Annotated in this window: 8 protein-coding genes; 1 reads left to right on the top strand and 7 read right to left on the bottom strand. The window is 37.0% G+C overall.

Translation table 11 applies throughout. The features are described from left to right. Positions 1-20 precede the first annotated feature (20 nt). Genes AC6IB1_RS08265 through AC6IB1_RS08240 form a run of 6 tightly spaced genes read right to left on the bottom strand, consistent with a single transcriptional unit; the run spans position 21 to position 6148 of the window. Complete coding sequence (locus AC6IB1_RS08265; protein ID WP_497568608.1) at positions 21-1964, bottom strand: ATP-binding cassette domain-containing protein; 1944 nt, start codon at positions 1962-1964, stop codon at positions 21-23. After that, complete coding sequence (locus AC6IB1_RS08260; protein ID WP_497568607.1) at positions 1961-2368, bottom strand: hypothetical protein; 408 nt, start codon at positions 2366-2368, stop codon at positions 1961-1963. Before AC6IB1_RS08260 ends, AC6IB1_RS08265 begins: the two co-directional genes overlap by 4 nt. Before the next feature lie 4 nt (positions 2369-2372). Next, positions 2373-3608 carry an HlyD family secretion protein gene (locus AC6IB1_RS08255; protein WP_497568606.1) on the bottom strand — a complete coding sequence of 412 codons (1236 nt, stop codon included), beginning with the start codon at positions 3606-3608 and terminating at the stop codon, positions 2373-2375. Further along, a complete protein-coding gene (locus AC6IB1_RS08250) occupies positions 3598-4809 on the bottom strand; it encodes a TolC family protein (RefSeq protein ID WP_497568605.1) in 1212 nt (403 codons plus the stop codon). Before AC6IB1_RS08250 ends, AC6IB1_RS08255 begins: the two co-directional genes overlap by 11 nt. After that, positions 4799-5701 carry a hypothetical protein gene (locus tag AC6IB1_RS08245; protein ID WP_497568604.1) on the bottom strand — a complete coding sequence of 301 codons (903 nt, stop codon included), beginning with the start codon at positions 5699-5701 and terminating at the stop codon, positions 4799-4801. The genes AC6IB1_RS08250 and AC6IB1_RS08245 overlap by 11 nt, the downstream gene beginning before the upstream one ends. After that, entirely contained in the window at positions 5702-6148 is a 447-nt protein-coding gene (locus AC6IB1_RS08240; protein WP_497568603.1) for a hypothetical protein, read from the bottom strand. 708 nt (positions 6149-6856) lie between these two features. On the opposite strand from AC6IB1_RS08240, the gene AC6IB1_RS08235 reads away from it, so the two are divergent. Further along, complete coding sequence (locus AC6IB1_RS08235; RefSeq protein ID WP_497568602.1) at positions 6857-7666, top strand: helix-turn-helix domain-containing protein; 810 nt, start codon at positions 6857-6859, stop codon at positions 7664-7666. An 88-nt stretch (positions 7667-7754) separates the two neighbouring features. Here AC6IB1_RS08235 and AC6IB1_RS08230 read toward each other — a convergent pair whose 3' ends face one another. Then, on the bottom strand, positions 7755-15974 hold the full coding sequence (locus AC6IB1_RS08230; RefSeq protein ID WP_497568601.1) for an Ig-like domain-containing protein: 8220 nt from the start codon (positions 15972-15974) through the stop codon (positions 7755-7757). Positions 15975-16458: the final 484 nt, after the last annotated feature.

Here is a 16458-nt window from a genome sequence, read left to right as displayed (position 1 = left end):
TCACCACCTTTGTGGTCGTGTCATGATACGACACGAATTACTTTACTGTTTCCGGAATGCGTAGTTTTAATAGACTGTTTACCCAATGATATTGAACAATTACACAATGTTAAAAGCGCAGAATCATGTGTCGACATAATAATGATTGCATTTTTATTATTGTTTTTAATTTCATTCACTATATCAAAAGCTTCATTAGATGGGAGGAAAGAAGTTGACTCATCAAGAAAAATAATATCAGGTTTCTTATTTAACGATAATTCAAGGAGAAGTTTTTGCTTTTCTCCATTTGAAAGCTGCAAATCTTCCACATCTTTCTCATCAAGATTTTCTCTGTTTATAGATAATTTCGGACAACATTTCTTAATGATTTTTACTATTTCATTATTATTAACAATTCCATAACACTTGAAATTGTCTATTAGTGTACCTTTAATAAAGCAACTGTTTGCAGAGTGATAAGACACTTTCCTTTGGAAAAAATCCTCACTCAATCTATTCACAGCGATATTATTAATCTTAATATCACCATTTGAACTATTCTCTAGGCCCGATAAGGTTTTAATCAGTGTCGTTTTACCACAACCACTTGGTCCATAAATACCGAGAAAGTCCCCAGGCTTCAATGAACGACTAAAATTACTTAATATTGTATTATCACCCGCTTTGACTGTTAACCCCTCTATTTCAATTGATTCTACTTTATCAACATTAAGACCAAAAGAAATGTAAGGTCTTCTGTCTTTAAAAAGAGCGGCTAGACTTTCTTTTAAATGGTAATTCTGTATTCTATACATATAACATCGATTTGTTACCCCGACTAAAGATGATGAAAGTCTCGAGTTTATAATCATAAGAGCAATAACAATAGCAGGGGAAACATCCCCATTACTTACAGAAAAATAGCATGCTGTATAGAGTACTACTATTGAAATAAATGTATTAGCCCTAATCAATTCAGACCAATGATGATTTTCAGTTTGTGATTCGAATTTACTTCTTTCATCTGAGCTACATTTTCTGAAATAAACATCTTTAAAATGGTTATCGTTTAAAAATTTCAGTTCATTTCTTTTATCTTCAATAGATATATTTGTACCTAATTTTTCATAATTAGTTGCATTATTTATCAAACTCCTTTTATAGTTTTTAAATCGAACATAAATTAAAAGTGTAACCAATAGCGTATAATAGGCTAACAAAATTATTGCATACTTACCTAACATGAAAGATAAACAAGTACAGAATAAAAATACCAAGCAAAAATCAATAACAATTTGAGGGAAAGACTCCCAGATATATGTTAGGGATGAATCAATGGCCCTTATTTTCATGGAAGATGATCTACATCTAGATATCTTCATGAAATCTAGCCAATACATACTACATAACATATTATTATTCTTAATCTGATTTGCTGATAATGTGTAAATTGATGATTTTAACACAGTCTCAATGACTAATATTATAATAAAAATAGAAGAGATAAAGAAAAATGAATATGATGAATCACTATACATTAATCTTGAGTTAAATATATTTGAGTAAAAAGGGCTCAATAAAGCAAAAAAGATCAATGGGATCCCCCACAGACCTTGTTTAGGAATCATGGTCCTAAAAACATGATATAAATCCGTATCCTCTTTAATGATTGGGTGTTTTTTGAAAAAGAAAATTTCTCTTCCTAACAATAGATCAGTTTCAATAGACTCATCTTTTGTTACATTAACATAACCGTGCTTATCCTTCCTGATCACAAAATATTTTTCATTTTTTATTTTACAGATAAAAAGATCAGGAGAGTGATCTGCATCGAAAATCATACTTTCATATGTATATTCGAACATCTTACTTTTAACATATTCGTTAATACATGTTTTGATTTCCGATGAGTCAACAGCAGAGAAGTCTTTTACTCTCTCACCACAAAGAGAAAAATATTTTTTTATTGCTACATCCATCATTTCTTCTCTACATAACACGTGTTAGTTGATGAATTTTTGAAAACAGGCGGTCTAAGTTCAACATTAGCATCTTTCACCGCCATTTTTATTCTTAAATAATTTAAAGTCGATATCTTTCTTGCGACATCTTCAGATAGATTGTTCCCATACTCACAATAAATCACAAGATTCTTACTATTACTATTTTTAATTTTTTTTAATTCTTGAAGTGAAAGAGATAATCCTGATGAACTAACATCATCTGTTTTAGCTACTTCTTCAGTTATATCTAGTTTATCAATCCTAACCGTCTTTGCCTCCTCTTCTTTATTTATCATTATTAAACCAAGGTTAATCAACAATGTTGCCATTATTAATATCATTACTGCAACAGCAGAAGATAAAGCAGATACAAAACCTAGCATTTTATCACCATACGTTAAAAACCATATTGTTTCCAACTAGAGCGGTTAAATAGTTCAATATAGATATTTTTTTACTAATTGCATAAGCATTAACTTGAATACCTTCATACTGCGCTGTTATTTCTTCTTGTTCTTCTGGAATAATCTCTACTTTATAATAACGATAACTATCATCTTTATTTTCATCTGAGAAAGAGTCAGCACTAATCTTTGATATTCTACCTGTCAAATACTTCTTAAATCCAGGTGAGTCAACTTGAATTTTTACCTTTCCATTAAGATATAAAAAAGGTCTATATTTCGCATCAAATTTTGCATCAACAATTCTTTTTCCTTGATTCTTTTTAATTGTAAGAACTGTTTGATTTGTTTCTATATACGAATTATTTATCAGGTTTTTCTCTATGCTTAATATTATGCCATGCACAGGAGATTCAACATTGTTCGCATTTAATTTATTTGTTAGTAATTCAATTTCACCTGACTTTTCAAGCTTCGTTTTCGTAAAATCAAAGAGCCTATCATTCACTTCTTCTATCTTTTCTATAAGTTTAGTTTCAAATTCATTAGTTCTTGTATTTATATCACTTTGGTATGTTAGAAAAGACATTTCCCCAGCATTTATTTGAGACTCTAAACGAGATATTTCTAACTTATTATTTAATCTCTCTACAACTGGCGCTTTGGAATTTTTTAATAAGTTCGATTTTTCATTAAGAATTTCTTTCTGTCCGTTAAGAACAACTTGCTCCTTTAGATAGTTTTTCTTCTTCTTTTCAAATATTTCACGCTCATTCTCCAAAGCTTCATATTCTTTATAAAACTTATATGATATTAATCCCTCAAATTTAAAATATCCTTTTTCTTGTACGAAAAATTTTTTAACTTCATCTATTTTTCCTTCCAGCAATAGATTTAATACCTCAAAATCTTTCTCCAAACTTTTTATCTTTTTATCACTGAATTCTAATAAATTCTTTAAAGATTTCTCTTGATAAAAAGCGTCTAAGTTTGTATATGAGAATAATATTTCACCAGGAAAGACCTCTTGTCCTGTTTTGATGTTAAAGTCTTTTATTAGTCCAGAACTTGGACTGACAATTTCAATTTTATCAGAAGCACCTGATATGATACCTTTACCAGGAGTTACGATATCTATTTTAAATACATAAAGCATAACAAATAACATTAATAATGATGTTAATGTTATTAATATATGTTTGCTAACTTTAGTATTCATTATTAATCAATGTACCGTTAAGCTGTAGCATTTCAATACTGTTTAGATATATACTTATTTTTTTATCTGCAATTTTTCTTTTAGTTGAAAATAGATCATATCTTGTATTCAACATCTCATAGTATGAAGATTGTGAAATATGATATTCATTATACTGGTTTGTTAATATATTTTCTGTTGTTTCCAACTGATCATACAGACTTTTCATTTCTTCGATATTAGACTGTCGTGTGTATGATGTTGTTTTTAATTTTGATTCTATTTCTTTGAATTTGTTTTCAGCTTTTTCTACTGCAGCTAAATATAGCTTTGATTTAGATTTAAGGTTCGAATAATTATCATAGTTAAATAAATTCAATCCCGCCTGTAAACCAATATGGGAATCATCCGCTCGTTCACCATCTGTAAACTTATACTCTGATATAAGTTTAAGATCTAATAGAGGATATTGCTGCCGTATCTCTTTTTTAGCAACATCTGCTTGAATACTGACAATCTGGTATTCTATATTCTTTTTCAGCCCTTCAGTGCTAGACTCGAAATTTTCGATATAATTTAAAAGCTTTTCATCAATTGTCACTTCATTTTCTGGATATTGAACACCCGTCGCTAATTCAATGTTTGACTTGAAGAGTTCTATTTCTCGGCTAATGCTCTCAATATCAGTCTGAATGCGTTCAACTAACAATTTACCTTGGTTACGATCACTCGACTTTGCCAAACCTAATTCATAATTTCGCTCAATTTGGTTGTAAATATCGATAGATTGTTGTTTTAAATCTTCTGCATCACTCAATAATTCACTATAGACTTTAATACTTATCACATTTTCTAACATCAACCTATAAAGATTTTCTTCTTCTTGCTTAAGTGAAAGACTACTCAAGTCTACCTGACTATCAGCAATATCTAAATTAACACCGGTTTCTGTTGTAAAAATCGTTGCATTGGCAGATATTTTGGCTTCAGTGCTTTCACCTTCAATGGTGTTTTTAGTAGTATAGTCAGCCCTTACTTTAGGCAAAAAGTAAAGTTTTGCCTGTGAACTTTTCTCAATCTCAGATTCTAACTCATACTTCTTTACTTTAATTTGAGACGAATTATCATATAGCTGGCTAAAAAATTCCATATGTGATATAGCATAAGACTTTGGACTCATAATTAAAATAATAACTGTAGTTATAAATGATTTATATTTCATAGATAGCCTCGATAGCTTTCTTCATTTTATCTTTAATACTAAGACTTTCTTTTTTGAAGTTTTCTTTCAAGGTTTCATTATTAATTTCCAGTCTATTGGAAAGTTCTAACATATTGTTATTGATACTATCTTGTACTTTTTCACCTTCAAGTATTAATAACTTAAATCCCTCATGTAAAGTAGATACTAACCTATCAACTCCTTTGATGTTTCTAGCTTCACTTTCCTTCAATAGCATTAGTATTTCTTCTAGGTTAGAAGCAACCTTTTCAATTTTTTCTAATGCATTTTTATTATCTTCATTAGAATTAGAAAGAATAAATATTTTTTCGTTTAACTCTACTGTAACTGCTGAAAGAGATTCCAATTTTTGATGAACTTCGTTGAGAGCTTCCGATGAATATGATGTGTTTGAATTATCTTTTCCCTTGTAATAGGAACACCAAAAATTAAGACTTATCAGTAGTAAAACTGATATCGCTACACCAAGAATTGATGTCAAGAATGCATACGACATTGCCGCCAACGCTGTAGATATTGACGCCATCATCGTATTGATCTTTTCCATCATGTCACCATCGCCACCTAATGATCCCGCAATTGCGGATACCATAGCGGTCAGTCCCTGGAATGTACCGATTAGGCCCAATGAAACGGATATAGATGCAGCAAGTTTTGTTTGTTTATCAATTACAGCAAGATCTTTTATTGTTTTTTTCTTACGCAGTATATGATAAATATGAATAAATAATGGTAAAATATATAGGAATAACATTCCTAAGCTAATTTCTGGTGCAAGTAATAGTGCTTCATCCACCATCTCAGAAATAGCTTTAATATGTAAATACGATAAAATAACGATAATGTATGCTAGTGTACCAAGAATAAACATTTACTCAACCTTCCAATAAATACATGAATTATTATCCTTGCAAATTTCTTCAGTTCCCATTTTCATTGATAATTTTTTTTTCACCTTGATTTTTGATTTAAAATATAAGAGGTTATACACCATCTTTTTATATCTATTTTTTATTCTTTCTGGCATAAATATATTCAACTCAATGCTGTCACCATTCATTGAATTTATTTTTTCTGACACATCATTTATTTGCATCGGACTTAAAAATAGCCCTTCATTGAAGCTCACCGTATTTTTATCAAGGTTTAATACTGACTCTTCAAACTTAAGAAAACTCCCTGTGATTTCCTCAAAAATTTTGGTGGTACTCGATATCATGAATACTGTCGATATCAATATCAATACACAAAGAGTCCCACTCAGGCCATCCACCATAGGGGCAAGCTCTTCATCGTTACTATATTCGTCTTCGTTCATACATATAAAATAATAATCCCAACCGAGTCGATGATTATATTTGATTTATTATTAGCCACAATATCAAGATCGGACCAAACATTATAAATTAAGCTCAATCCACTACTGACAATACAACCAACAGGATAAAAAATGAATTAATGTGAATTTCACAGTTATGACTCGATACGATATTAATAACCAATGTTCAATTTTGAATTTTTATAGTCAATGATGATTTTATATGGCATGAAATATAAATGATTTACGTTGCGCTTAAACCTTAAATGATTACATAATATTGTTGCGTTCCATGAAATAAGAATTTATCAATATGGCTTATCTTCCTATTTATTCAATTTAGAGTAATGAGAATATTACTTCCCTTTGCTCACGAGAAAGTTTATGAAGTAATTACAATATCCAAAAAAACACCGATGTATATCTATCCTGCTTCTATACTAGGATAGCCCCTATTATATCAACATGTTAAACATATTTTTGAATGGAGTATATGTGCTTGTATTTTACTCTTTGTTTATGAAAAGATGTGTCAAGTATGATAATTAGTAAAGACGTATTTGATGTATTCTACTTCTTACACTACATTTGTAGGTGATAAAACCATTTCCTGATATTTTAACTTCTTTCCATATAAATATGTACATAAAGGAATTTGAGTTGCATAAATTTATTGATCATTTATTATAAGATTAAAAAGGTTTATTTATGGAAATGTTCACTGATAGAATTAATAGTATTCAACAGAAAAATGTTTCATCATACACTTTAGACATGGATGTGAGAGGTTCTTATTTGATTTTAAATATAAATTGCGAGGTTAAACTATACAACGAGAGTAATGATGTTGCTAAATTTAAATCACCTTCATTAATCTGTATAACATCTAGCTATAAGAAAAAGATTAATATTATCACTCGCAACAACCATTGTGATATTTGGGCGTTAAAGATACCAGAGTTATTCTATTTATCCTCAGAATTCACCATCAAACTCAGTCGCTGGGTTTCCAAGTCTCATGATGAAGAAACCTTTTTAAGCTCACCAATAAAGCCTGGTTTTGTGGAAATTTTCCATGCCTTAAGAGATATTAATTCTTCGCCTGATTTCAATGCAGCATCTATCTCTACTGAATATAGCCACATGATGATGTATCTCCTTATCTGGTTTGCACAAGCAGGTAAGCAAGATATCTATATTGGAAAAACATCACTATCAGAAAAGATTTACTCAAAAATATATCAAGACATTGAAAAACCATGGAATTTGAGTTCATTGTCAAATGTGTTATTTATGAGTGAATCAACCATAAAACGGAAGTTAAAGAAAGAAGGCACGTCCTTTAGTCATATATATACTGCTGCTAGAATGTCTTATGCTAAAGAGTTGCTTTTACTTCCTGGAATGAGAGTCAGCACTGTAGCACAAAAATGTGGTTTTTCCCATGTGTCCTACTTTGTTTCCTGTTTTAAAAAGCAATATGGGATAACACCTGCCACATATAAACGTATTTCATGAAAAATAAAAGGCCCTACATTAATGTAGGGCCTTTTATTATCTGGCCATTAGGTATTCTTTGCCATTGTCTGACCTCTCACAGAGATTTTTAGATATCGTGTGAATCGTCTATATCTATCTCTGGACTATGCTCAACATAGATATTTATATCACGTTGCTCAGTCTCAGTTGATGTCGTCGATTCAGAATTACCTTCATCTTCAAGTTTTACTGTCGTCGAAGATACATTACCTACTTTATCCACCGCAGTGATCGTGTATCCTTTACCTTTGTCAAACTCGTCTTGTGGAATATTTACCGACCATCTACCGTTGTCAATAGTCGCATCATATTCCTTATTAACAACCGTAATCTTGATACTGGTAATATCAAGATCCGCAGAACCAATAAGTTTGATTTGATCACCGCCTACACACAGGTGCTCATCCACTTCCGGTGCATTAACTTCACGATCAAATGTTCCTTCCGTTGTCGTCGTATTACCTGCTTTATCGGTTGCTTCAATCACGAACTCTTGATTATGCTTGTAGAGCTCCTGGTCAATTTCCACAGACCAAATACCCTCTGTCACTACGGCTTCAAAGCATTCTTCACCAATGGTAATTTGAACAGATACTACGTCCTCGTCGATTTCTCCCATTAGCTGTACTTTATCCATGCCAACCAACATGGCGTTATCGATTTCAGGTTTATCCATCTGGTTATCGACGGTAAGTGAACCAAACGCAACGCTCTGGTTTCCTGCTTGGTCAGTCGTTACCAGACTGTAGTGGTGCTCCGTATTCGCCAGTTCATGTGTAACTTCGATTGACCAAACACCATCAGCATTTGCCTGTGCTGTATAGGTGTGGCCTCCAATAGTTAACTGCACTGTCGAAAGCGGCTCTGCATTACCCTCGAATCTAGGAGTCAAATCATTGATCAGCTTATTACCTGCCGTATCAATTTGTTCGTGTTCTGTGTCTTTCAGGGCAAGGTTTTCATCATTGATGCTGACCTCATGCATTACTGGTATTGTCAAATCAATGGTGAACTTGCCACTTTCCGTATTGGTGTTGCCCGCGTTATCGATAACTTTTACCGTAAAGTTATGGTCGCCTTCCTGGAGTACCTCTTTCACATTAAGCTTCCAGGCACCGTTGCTGTCCACCTCTGCCAGATAGTCCTTCTCACCAATCGTCACCACGACGATCGAACCCGGTTTGGTGTTACCACACAAGGTCGGTTTTTGGTTTGATGTTACAAAGTCATCTTTACCACCCGTGTTGGTGTCCACCTGCAGGCTTGCAGATGCCGAAGGCTTAGACACACTCACGGTTATTTCACCTTTCACGATAGTGTCACACTTATTACCCGCTTGGTCGACCACTTCGACAGTGTACTGATAATTATTGTCAGACAGTTTCTTATCTTCCGGAATTGTAAACTCCCAGTGACCATTCTCTTTCGCTTGGAAAGTGAATGTTTCATCACCTATTTTCAGAATCACTGTCGCATTTGGTTCTGTGACACCTTCAAATGTTGGACAATCAAATTTGGTGATATTGCTGCCCGCGATACCGGTTTCACTTTCATCTGTCAAACCAGCCTGGTTGACCAATGGTTTACCGGTATCCACCGTGACTGTACCCACGGCTTGTGATGTATTACCGGCTTTATCCGTTGTGGTGACGGTATAGACATAGGTCTTATCATCAAGAGCATTATTGATCGTGGCAGTCCAAGTGCCATCTTCCCCAACATTGGCTGTATATTCGACACCATTAATCTTGACAACCACCGTCGACCCAGGCTCTGCAGTACCTGTCAGCGTTGGGGTTTTGGTATTGGTCATATTGTCAGCCATCTGAGATCCCTCTTCATGCTCGACTCCGTTGATGGTCACTTTCGTTGAACTGTCTACTGTGAAACTGCCAGACAGCGCTGGACCTAAATTGCCCACATCGTCTTTCACCTGCACAGTATAGTCATACTTCGCATCCACTAACGGCCCTGGAATGTTCAACGTCCATTCACCTTGCTCGTTTGCTTTTGCTTCATATTGGTTACCTGCAATGGTGACAACCACCACAGCATTCGCCGGTGCTTTACCTACAAGCTGTGGCGACTTATTGTTGGTTACATTGTCATTATCCAAATCCATCTTATCCGACAAATCTGCTTCCGTGACTTGTTGGTTATTTGTCGCGGAAATGGTGACTTGACCTTTGAGAGGAGTCTCAATTTCATTGCCGGCTTTGTCCACAACCGTTACCGTGTATGAATACTCCTTCTCTTCTGATAGCGCATCCGTTACAGTGATCTGCCACCTGCCATCTTCGCCCGCAGTTGTCTCATACTCTTTATCATTGATCGTGAAGATGACTTCTGCACCCGGTTCTGTTTTACCTGTGAACACTGGATTCTTAACGTTAGTCACATCATCACCGTGTTTACCTGAATCTGTCGCCAGTTCACACGTGGTTTCAGGTGCATCATTGTCAATCACAAATGAGCCTTGGATGGTGTTGCTGTTACCAAACTTGTCAATTGCGGTCACCGTGTAGTTGAAAATACCATCTTCCAGCTCCGTCAGAGGCAACGTCCAGTTACCATGCTCATCAACGGTTGCTTCGTGTTGTTCGCCATTAATAGTAACCACCACTTTACAACCTACAGAGACAGTACCTTTCAAGGTATGTGTATTGCCTTTGTAATGGTTGTGGCCATTATTTAGCTCGGTGTTATCTGCAACCGAAATCGGGCTGTTACTCACTTCAAACGTAAAGTCTTTTTCCTTCGATGTATTTCCCGCTTTATCGGTATAGCTCACCTTAACAGTGTGTTGACCATTTTGTAGCTCAGGCAAGGTATAAGACCACTCACCCTTGTCGTTAGCTTTCACAGTGTAGGTTTGATTATTAATGGTGATCATCACTGTCGAACCGGGTTCCACCAGACCTTCAATCGTCGGTGTTTTGTTATTGGTTAAACTAGCGCTTTCACCTGTTATTGATGACTCCGCTAGCGACACCTCAAAATCCTCTTGTGTCGTCGTGTCATAAACCAGCTCGGTGTTAATCGTAGTAACGCTACCTGTCTTTCCATTTATCGCTTCAATGGTTATGTTGAAACGTTGCCCCTCTTCACCTTGTTCAGCACCGTTCAGTTGTGGCAGCTGAATACTCCATGTGCCGTCAGATTTAACTGTCGTCGTGATAACTTGGCTTCCCAAGGTAATTTTGATGGTATCACCCGCATCACCTTTACCAACCAGAACAGGTTTCAGGGTGTTAATGCTACATGCACCCTGGCTTTGAAGCCCCTCCTCAACACGTCCGTATTGTAATGCAGGCGCTCTACTGTCTACGATAATAGATGTCTCGTGAGGGACTTCATTACCTGCCTTATCGATACTGGTGATGGTCACCTTATGGGGCCCGTCACTTAAATTCGCATTGCTTAATGTAGCTTGCCAGTCTCCATTCTCATCCACAGTGGCATAGTAGGTTTTTCCGTCCACTACGATGATGATTTTCGATCCGGGTTCCCCTTTCCCTGTCAGCGTTGGGTTTACCTCTTTTGTGGTATTTTCAGCCGTACCTGTCGTTACAAGTTGTGCAGTGACTGACTCATTCTTGGTATCAATTGTGACGTCATTTGTCCAACTTGAAGTCACACCATTGAGCGACTCTGTCACTGTATATTCATAATGGCCATCCGCCAGCTCAGGCATCTCTACCGACCAAGTTCCGTCAGCATTAACCGTAGCCTCATAAATCTTATGACCGATCTCTACACGAACCACAGCGCCTGGCGTACAAGTACCGGTTAATTTAGGTGTGTTGTCATTAGTGAGCTTGTCACCCAATTCATTAGAGTCAGACGTTCCATCCAAGCTAGCTGACAAATTACTGATCGTCACTTTGCCTTGAGTGGTCGTGACATTACCCCACGAATCATAAACAGTTACCACATAATTAAGCTCACCTGCTGGCAATTCATCAGGAATCGAACAGTTCCACTTCCACGGTTGTCTGCTCGTATCAAAGGTTAATTGGTAATCTTTTCCATTAATCGTTAATGTACCGTGACTAATCGAACCGCCTCCATTAAGGGTAATATCCCCAGTGAATTTGGGTTTATTATTGGTAGTTGTCCAATCACCTTTATTATCTGTGTCTGTATCACTCGTTAAAGCACAAGTAATTTTGAAATCATGTTTCTTATGAACATGTATCGTTTGCTTTTTCTGTGTTGAATTACCTGCGGCGTCGGTCGCAGTAACCCACACATCTTTATACTGTTCTCTACCATTATCCAAAAAAACACCTGATGGTATTTCAAATTTCCAGTTACCGTTTTTATCTGCTGTCGTCGTCCACGTTAGATTACCATTCACCATAATGGTAATTGTTGAACCAGGTTCTGCTTTACCATGAATTTCTGGGGTTAAATCTATAGTCCATACTTTATCTTTTCTACCGGTATCTGACTCATCAGTTAAACCAGACAATGTTAAGTTTGGCGCTGAGTTATCTACAACCAGATTAATAGAACTTTCTGTTTTATTACCTGCCACATCTGTAATTGTTACTTTGTATTTATTGGTTGAGTTTTCTGCCATTTGCTCTCCCCATGGCAACCGCCAATTACCATGCGCATCTGTAGTCACTGTCCTAGTGACATTACCCAATGTAATAGCCACTTCACAATTTGGCTCACTCTTTCCGGTAAATACAGGCCAACGGTTCTGTGTAATGAAATCACCTATGGCGCCCGTATCACGGATCTCCTCAAGAGATAGATTAATCTCAGGTGCTCCAGTATCAATAAACACACTTGATGTTGCAGTACTATTTAAACCAGTTGATGGGTCTGTTACTGTCACAGTATATTCATTTAACCCTTCTTCTAAATCCGTTTGGAATTCAAAAGACCAGTTACCCTCACTATCTGCGATTGTAGTAAATTCCTGATCACCGATATTAATCACCACGGTTAGGCCAGGGGTTGCAGTACCATGCAATGTAGGACGTTTATCTGACGTAATATTGTCCCCCTGTTTACCTGTGTCACTGTTTTTATCCAATTCCACGGTAACATAAGGCGGTGTAACACCATCTGGTATATAGACAAATTTTGACTCGGTAGAGGTTGTATTACCTGCGGCATCGGTTGATGTTACCGTAAAGGCGTTATCACCAACGGTCGCATTAGTTGTCAGGGTCACTACCCACTTACCGTTTTCATCTGCCAGCGTCTCATACGTTTTTCCACCACACACAACAACAACTTTCGCACCTGGATCAGTCTGGCCGCTCAGGTTCGGGCGTACACTCGTGGTGGAATAATCGTTTGATGTGTTCGTCATCGCGAACGCAGGATCAAGCTTGGCACTTAGGGTGATTTGAGTATCTACTGTAAATTCAAATGATTCCGTTTTAATGTTTCCTGCTGCATCTGATACTTCAACCGTATAAGTATAAGTACCATCATCCAGCTCAGTCGGAATTTGATAATTCCAATTCCCTTCTTCGTCAGCTTTTACTTGAACAATACTACCATCTTTAAATGTGATCTTAACACTTGAGTGCGGTTCTGTTTGTCCAAACAGCATTGGCTTTTTATTCGATGTAATGCCATCACTGTTTGATTCCCCTGTATCAAATGATGCATTCAGACCACCATTAATATTAGGTGCCTGAGTGTCGATCACCAAATCTTTATCAATGACAGTTACATTGCCAAATGGATCAGTCACTTCAATATGAATCAGGTATGTGTTATCCGAAAGTTTTCCATCAAATTCAATCGAATACTTACCATCTTCAGACGGAGATAAATTATATTCTTTTCCTTGAATAGTGACCTTAATTTCACAGTCTTGTGGGATATTAATTGAAATAACAGGTTGTTGTTCGTTAGTGATCCAGTCACCGGCAACGCCTGAGTCACTGTCATTTTCTAATTCAACAGAAACCACTGGCGCTTCTGATTTAATAGTAACGTTACCTTGCTCTGTGGATGTATTACCTGCTACATCAGTGGCAGTAATGGTGTAGCTATAATCACTATCAGCAAGCGATTCGTCTAATTTGATTTGCCATGAGCCGTCTTCTTTCACGGTTGTGGTATAGGTTTTATCTGCGATAACCAGTGTAATAACACTACCCACTTCTGCTTTACCACCAAAGATAAGATTGCTTTGGTTGGTAACATATTTTCCGTCTTTTTCTGTACCATTAATCACCGATGCAGAAATTTCAGCATGATTATCTATCGTAAAGCTAAACTCCTCAGAAGATTTGTTACCCGCAGTATCTGAAACTTCAATTGTGTAAGTGTAAGTACCCTCCTCTAACTCGGTCGGGATTGAGTAACTCCACTTACCCATAGCATCCGCTTTTACTTCAATCACCTCTCCATTTTCAAACGTAATTTTAACGCTTGCATACGGCTCAGTTTGTCCAGATAGCGTAGGCATTTTGTTCGATGTAATGCCATCTTTGTCTGACACACCGGTATCAGACGACGCATCCATACCACCTTCAAACTCAGGAGCCAGGGTATCGATCACCAGATCTTTATTAACCACAGTGACGTTACCATATTCATCGGTCACTTCGATATGAATTGGATAGGTACCATCAACCAGAGCTTCGTTAATATTGAGCAGGTATTTACCGTCTTCTCCCTTCGATGCTTGGTACTCGTTGCCATTAATAGTGACCTTAATTTCGCAGTCTTGTGGGATATTAATTGAAATAACAGGCTGCTGTGCGTTAGTGACCCAGTCACCCGCGACACCTGAATCACTGCCATTTTCCAATTCAACAGAAACCACTGGTGCTTCTGATTTAATAGTAACGTTACCTTGCTCTGTAGATGTATTACCTGCTACATCAGTGGCAGTAATGGTGTAGCTATAATCACTATCAGCAAGCGCTTCGTCTAATTTGATTTGCCATGAGCCGTCTTCTTTCACGGTTGTGGTATAGGTTTTATCTGCGATAACCAGTGTAATAACACTACCCACTTCCGATTTTCCGTCAAAAATCAGTTTATTTTGGTTGGTAATATATTTTCCGTCTTTTTCTGTACCATTAACTAACGATGCAGACAGCGCTACATTACTGTCTACAGTAAAGTTAAATTGTTCGGAAGACTGGTTACCCGCTGCATCAACAACAGTCACAGTGTATGTGTAGTCACCATCTTTCAGTATTGCTGGCAGCTCTTGTGTCCAAGTACCTGAAGTATCGGACTTGATTGTCCACGTGTACTCACCAAATTGAATTGTAACTGTTGAGTTTGGTTCACATCGACCAGTGATCGTAGGCTGTGTATTGTTTGTAATGCCGTCGGCAGTACTGAAGCCTGTATCACTGTCTTTATCTAAGCCAGACTCAATGAAAGAGGCAGTGGTATCAATAGTGATACTTTGACTAACAGTAACCTCTTCACCAGTGGCTGGATCAGTCACTTGAAGTTCATAAGTATGTGTACCATCTTCCAGTGCTTCTGGTAATTCAAATGTCCATGCACCGTTTTCATCAATAGTGAGGTCATAGGTTTTACCATTAATGAGTAAAACGGCTTCCGCACCAGGGGGCGCTGAACCAGTGAATGTAGGTTTCTGGGTGCTGGTGATCGCATCACCGACTAGGCCGGTATCTTTTGATTTATCAAGATTACCCGAGATAAACAGGACAGACTGATTTGGATTAACGGGGATGGATTCTTTTACCTCTTCTTGGCTGCTTGAATTCGATGAGCTTGACGATGAATCAGGCTTATCTGCTGTCGGACTAGAGGCAGCTTCAACTTTTTGCTCATCTGGACGCAGCATCTGAGAAAGTTGTTCCGAAAGAACATTATCTTTGATTTCTTTTTGTTGTTGAACTTCTTCTTGTTCTTCAGAAGCTGAGTCTGAAGCCTCTTCAACCATCGCTTCTTTGACGAGTTCTTTGTAGCTTTCTATTTGAGCTTGAAGCTCTTCTAATACCTTTTCTAAATCTTCTTGTTCTTCTTGCCCTTGTTGCGCTTCTTTTTGTTCAATGTCTTTAGCATTTTCTTCGGCCTCAGATGGCTTATCACTGGTGATTAATTCTTCGAAAAATACACTATCCAGCCCCAAAGAAGCCCCATTGATCGAATTGATTACTTGATCGTGGGTAATCAGCTCTCCGGATGAGGACTCCAATTGCAGCTCCCCCATAAACAGGGATGAAAGCCCATCTTTGATTGTCTGTTTGTTTCCAGAAGCGTCAGTAATAATCAGGTCATAACCTGAAACTTCAACCGAGTTTGTTACTAATTTTTGCATAAAAATCCCACACATCGTAAAAGAGATTTTATGCTACCAATGGTCTGCACTAAAAAGCATCAGACTGATGAGGGATTGAGCCAATCCAGAAAAAAAATTACCCAATAGTCTAATTTTTACCGGACAAAAATACCAACATCCGAACCTTAATAGAAAAACCTCAAGTATTCTGGAAATTTCATGCAGACAAGCTGTATAGCCAGACTCTACCGTCGCAACGGAGGAAAAGGGGGGCTGTTGCGATGGTGATAAAGCTGTCGTCTTTCCCTGTCACAGCTACCCCCTGTTTTATCCGTGATGGATGGAGATCACTCTGTATTGAGCCACATCTAAGTGCTGTTTTTGAGATGTCGCTGATGCATTAATCCGACGAATGATCAAGCGCCGCCCAAATTACATCTAACATTCGCTGATGATTATTCTTTCTTGAAACCTCTCCGGCTCGTGACAAAGCGTGCCCTCTCCTTCTGAGCCAAGAATTTTT

Source organism: Grimontia sp. THUN1695, assembly GCF_059704325.2.
The sequence above is the reverse complement of the archived record's forward strand: the minus strand, read 5'-3'. Positions and strand labels throughout refer to the sequence as shown.

Coding starts and splice junctions, on each gene's coding strand:
- AC6IB1_RS08265 (WP_497568608.1), bottom strand. CDS start 1,964: ATGATGGATGTAGCAATAAAAAAATATTTTTCTCTTTGTGGTGAGAGA.
- AC6IB1_RS08260 (WP_497568607.1), bottom strand. CDS start 2,368: ATGCTAGGTTTTGTATCTGCTTTATCTTCTGCTGTTGCAGTAATGATA.
- AC6IB1_RS08255 (WP_497568606.1), bottom strand. CDS start 3,608: ATGAATACTAAAGTTAGCAAACATATATTAATAACATTAACATCATTA.
- AC6IB1_RS08250 (WP_497568605.1), bottom strand. CDS start 4,809: ATGAAATATAAATCATTTATAACTACAGTTATTATTTTAATTATGAGT.
- AC6IB1_RS08245 (WP_497568604.1), bottom strand. CDS start 5,701: ATGTTTATTCTTGGTACACTAGCATACATTATCGTTATTTTATCGTAT.
- AC6IB1_RS08240 (WP_497568603.1), bottom strand. CDS start 6,148: ATGAACGAAGACGAATATAGTAACGATGAAGAGCTTGCCCCTATGGTG.
- AC6IB1_RS08235 (WP_497568602.1), top strand. CDS start 6,857: ATGGAAATGTTCACTGATAGAATTAATAGTATTCAACAGAAAAATGTT.
- AC6IB1_RS08230 (WP_497568601.1), bottom strand. CDS start 15,974: ATGCAAAAATTAGTAACAAACTCGGTTGAAGTTTCAGGTTATGACCTG.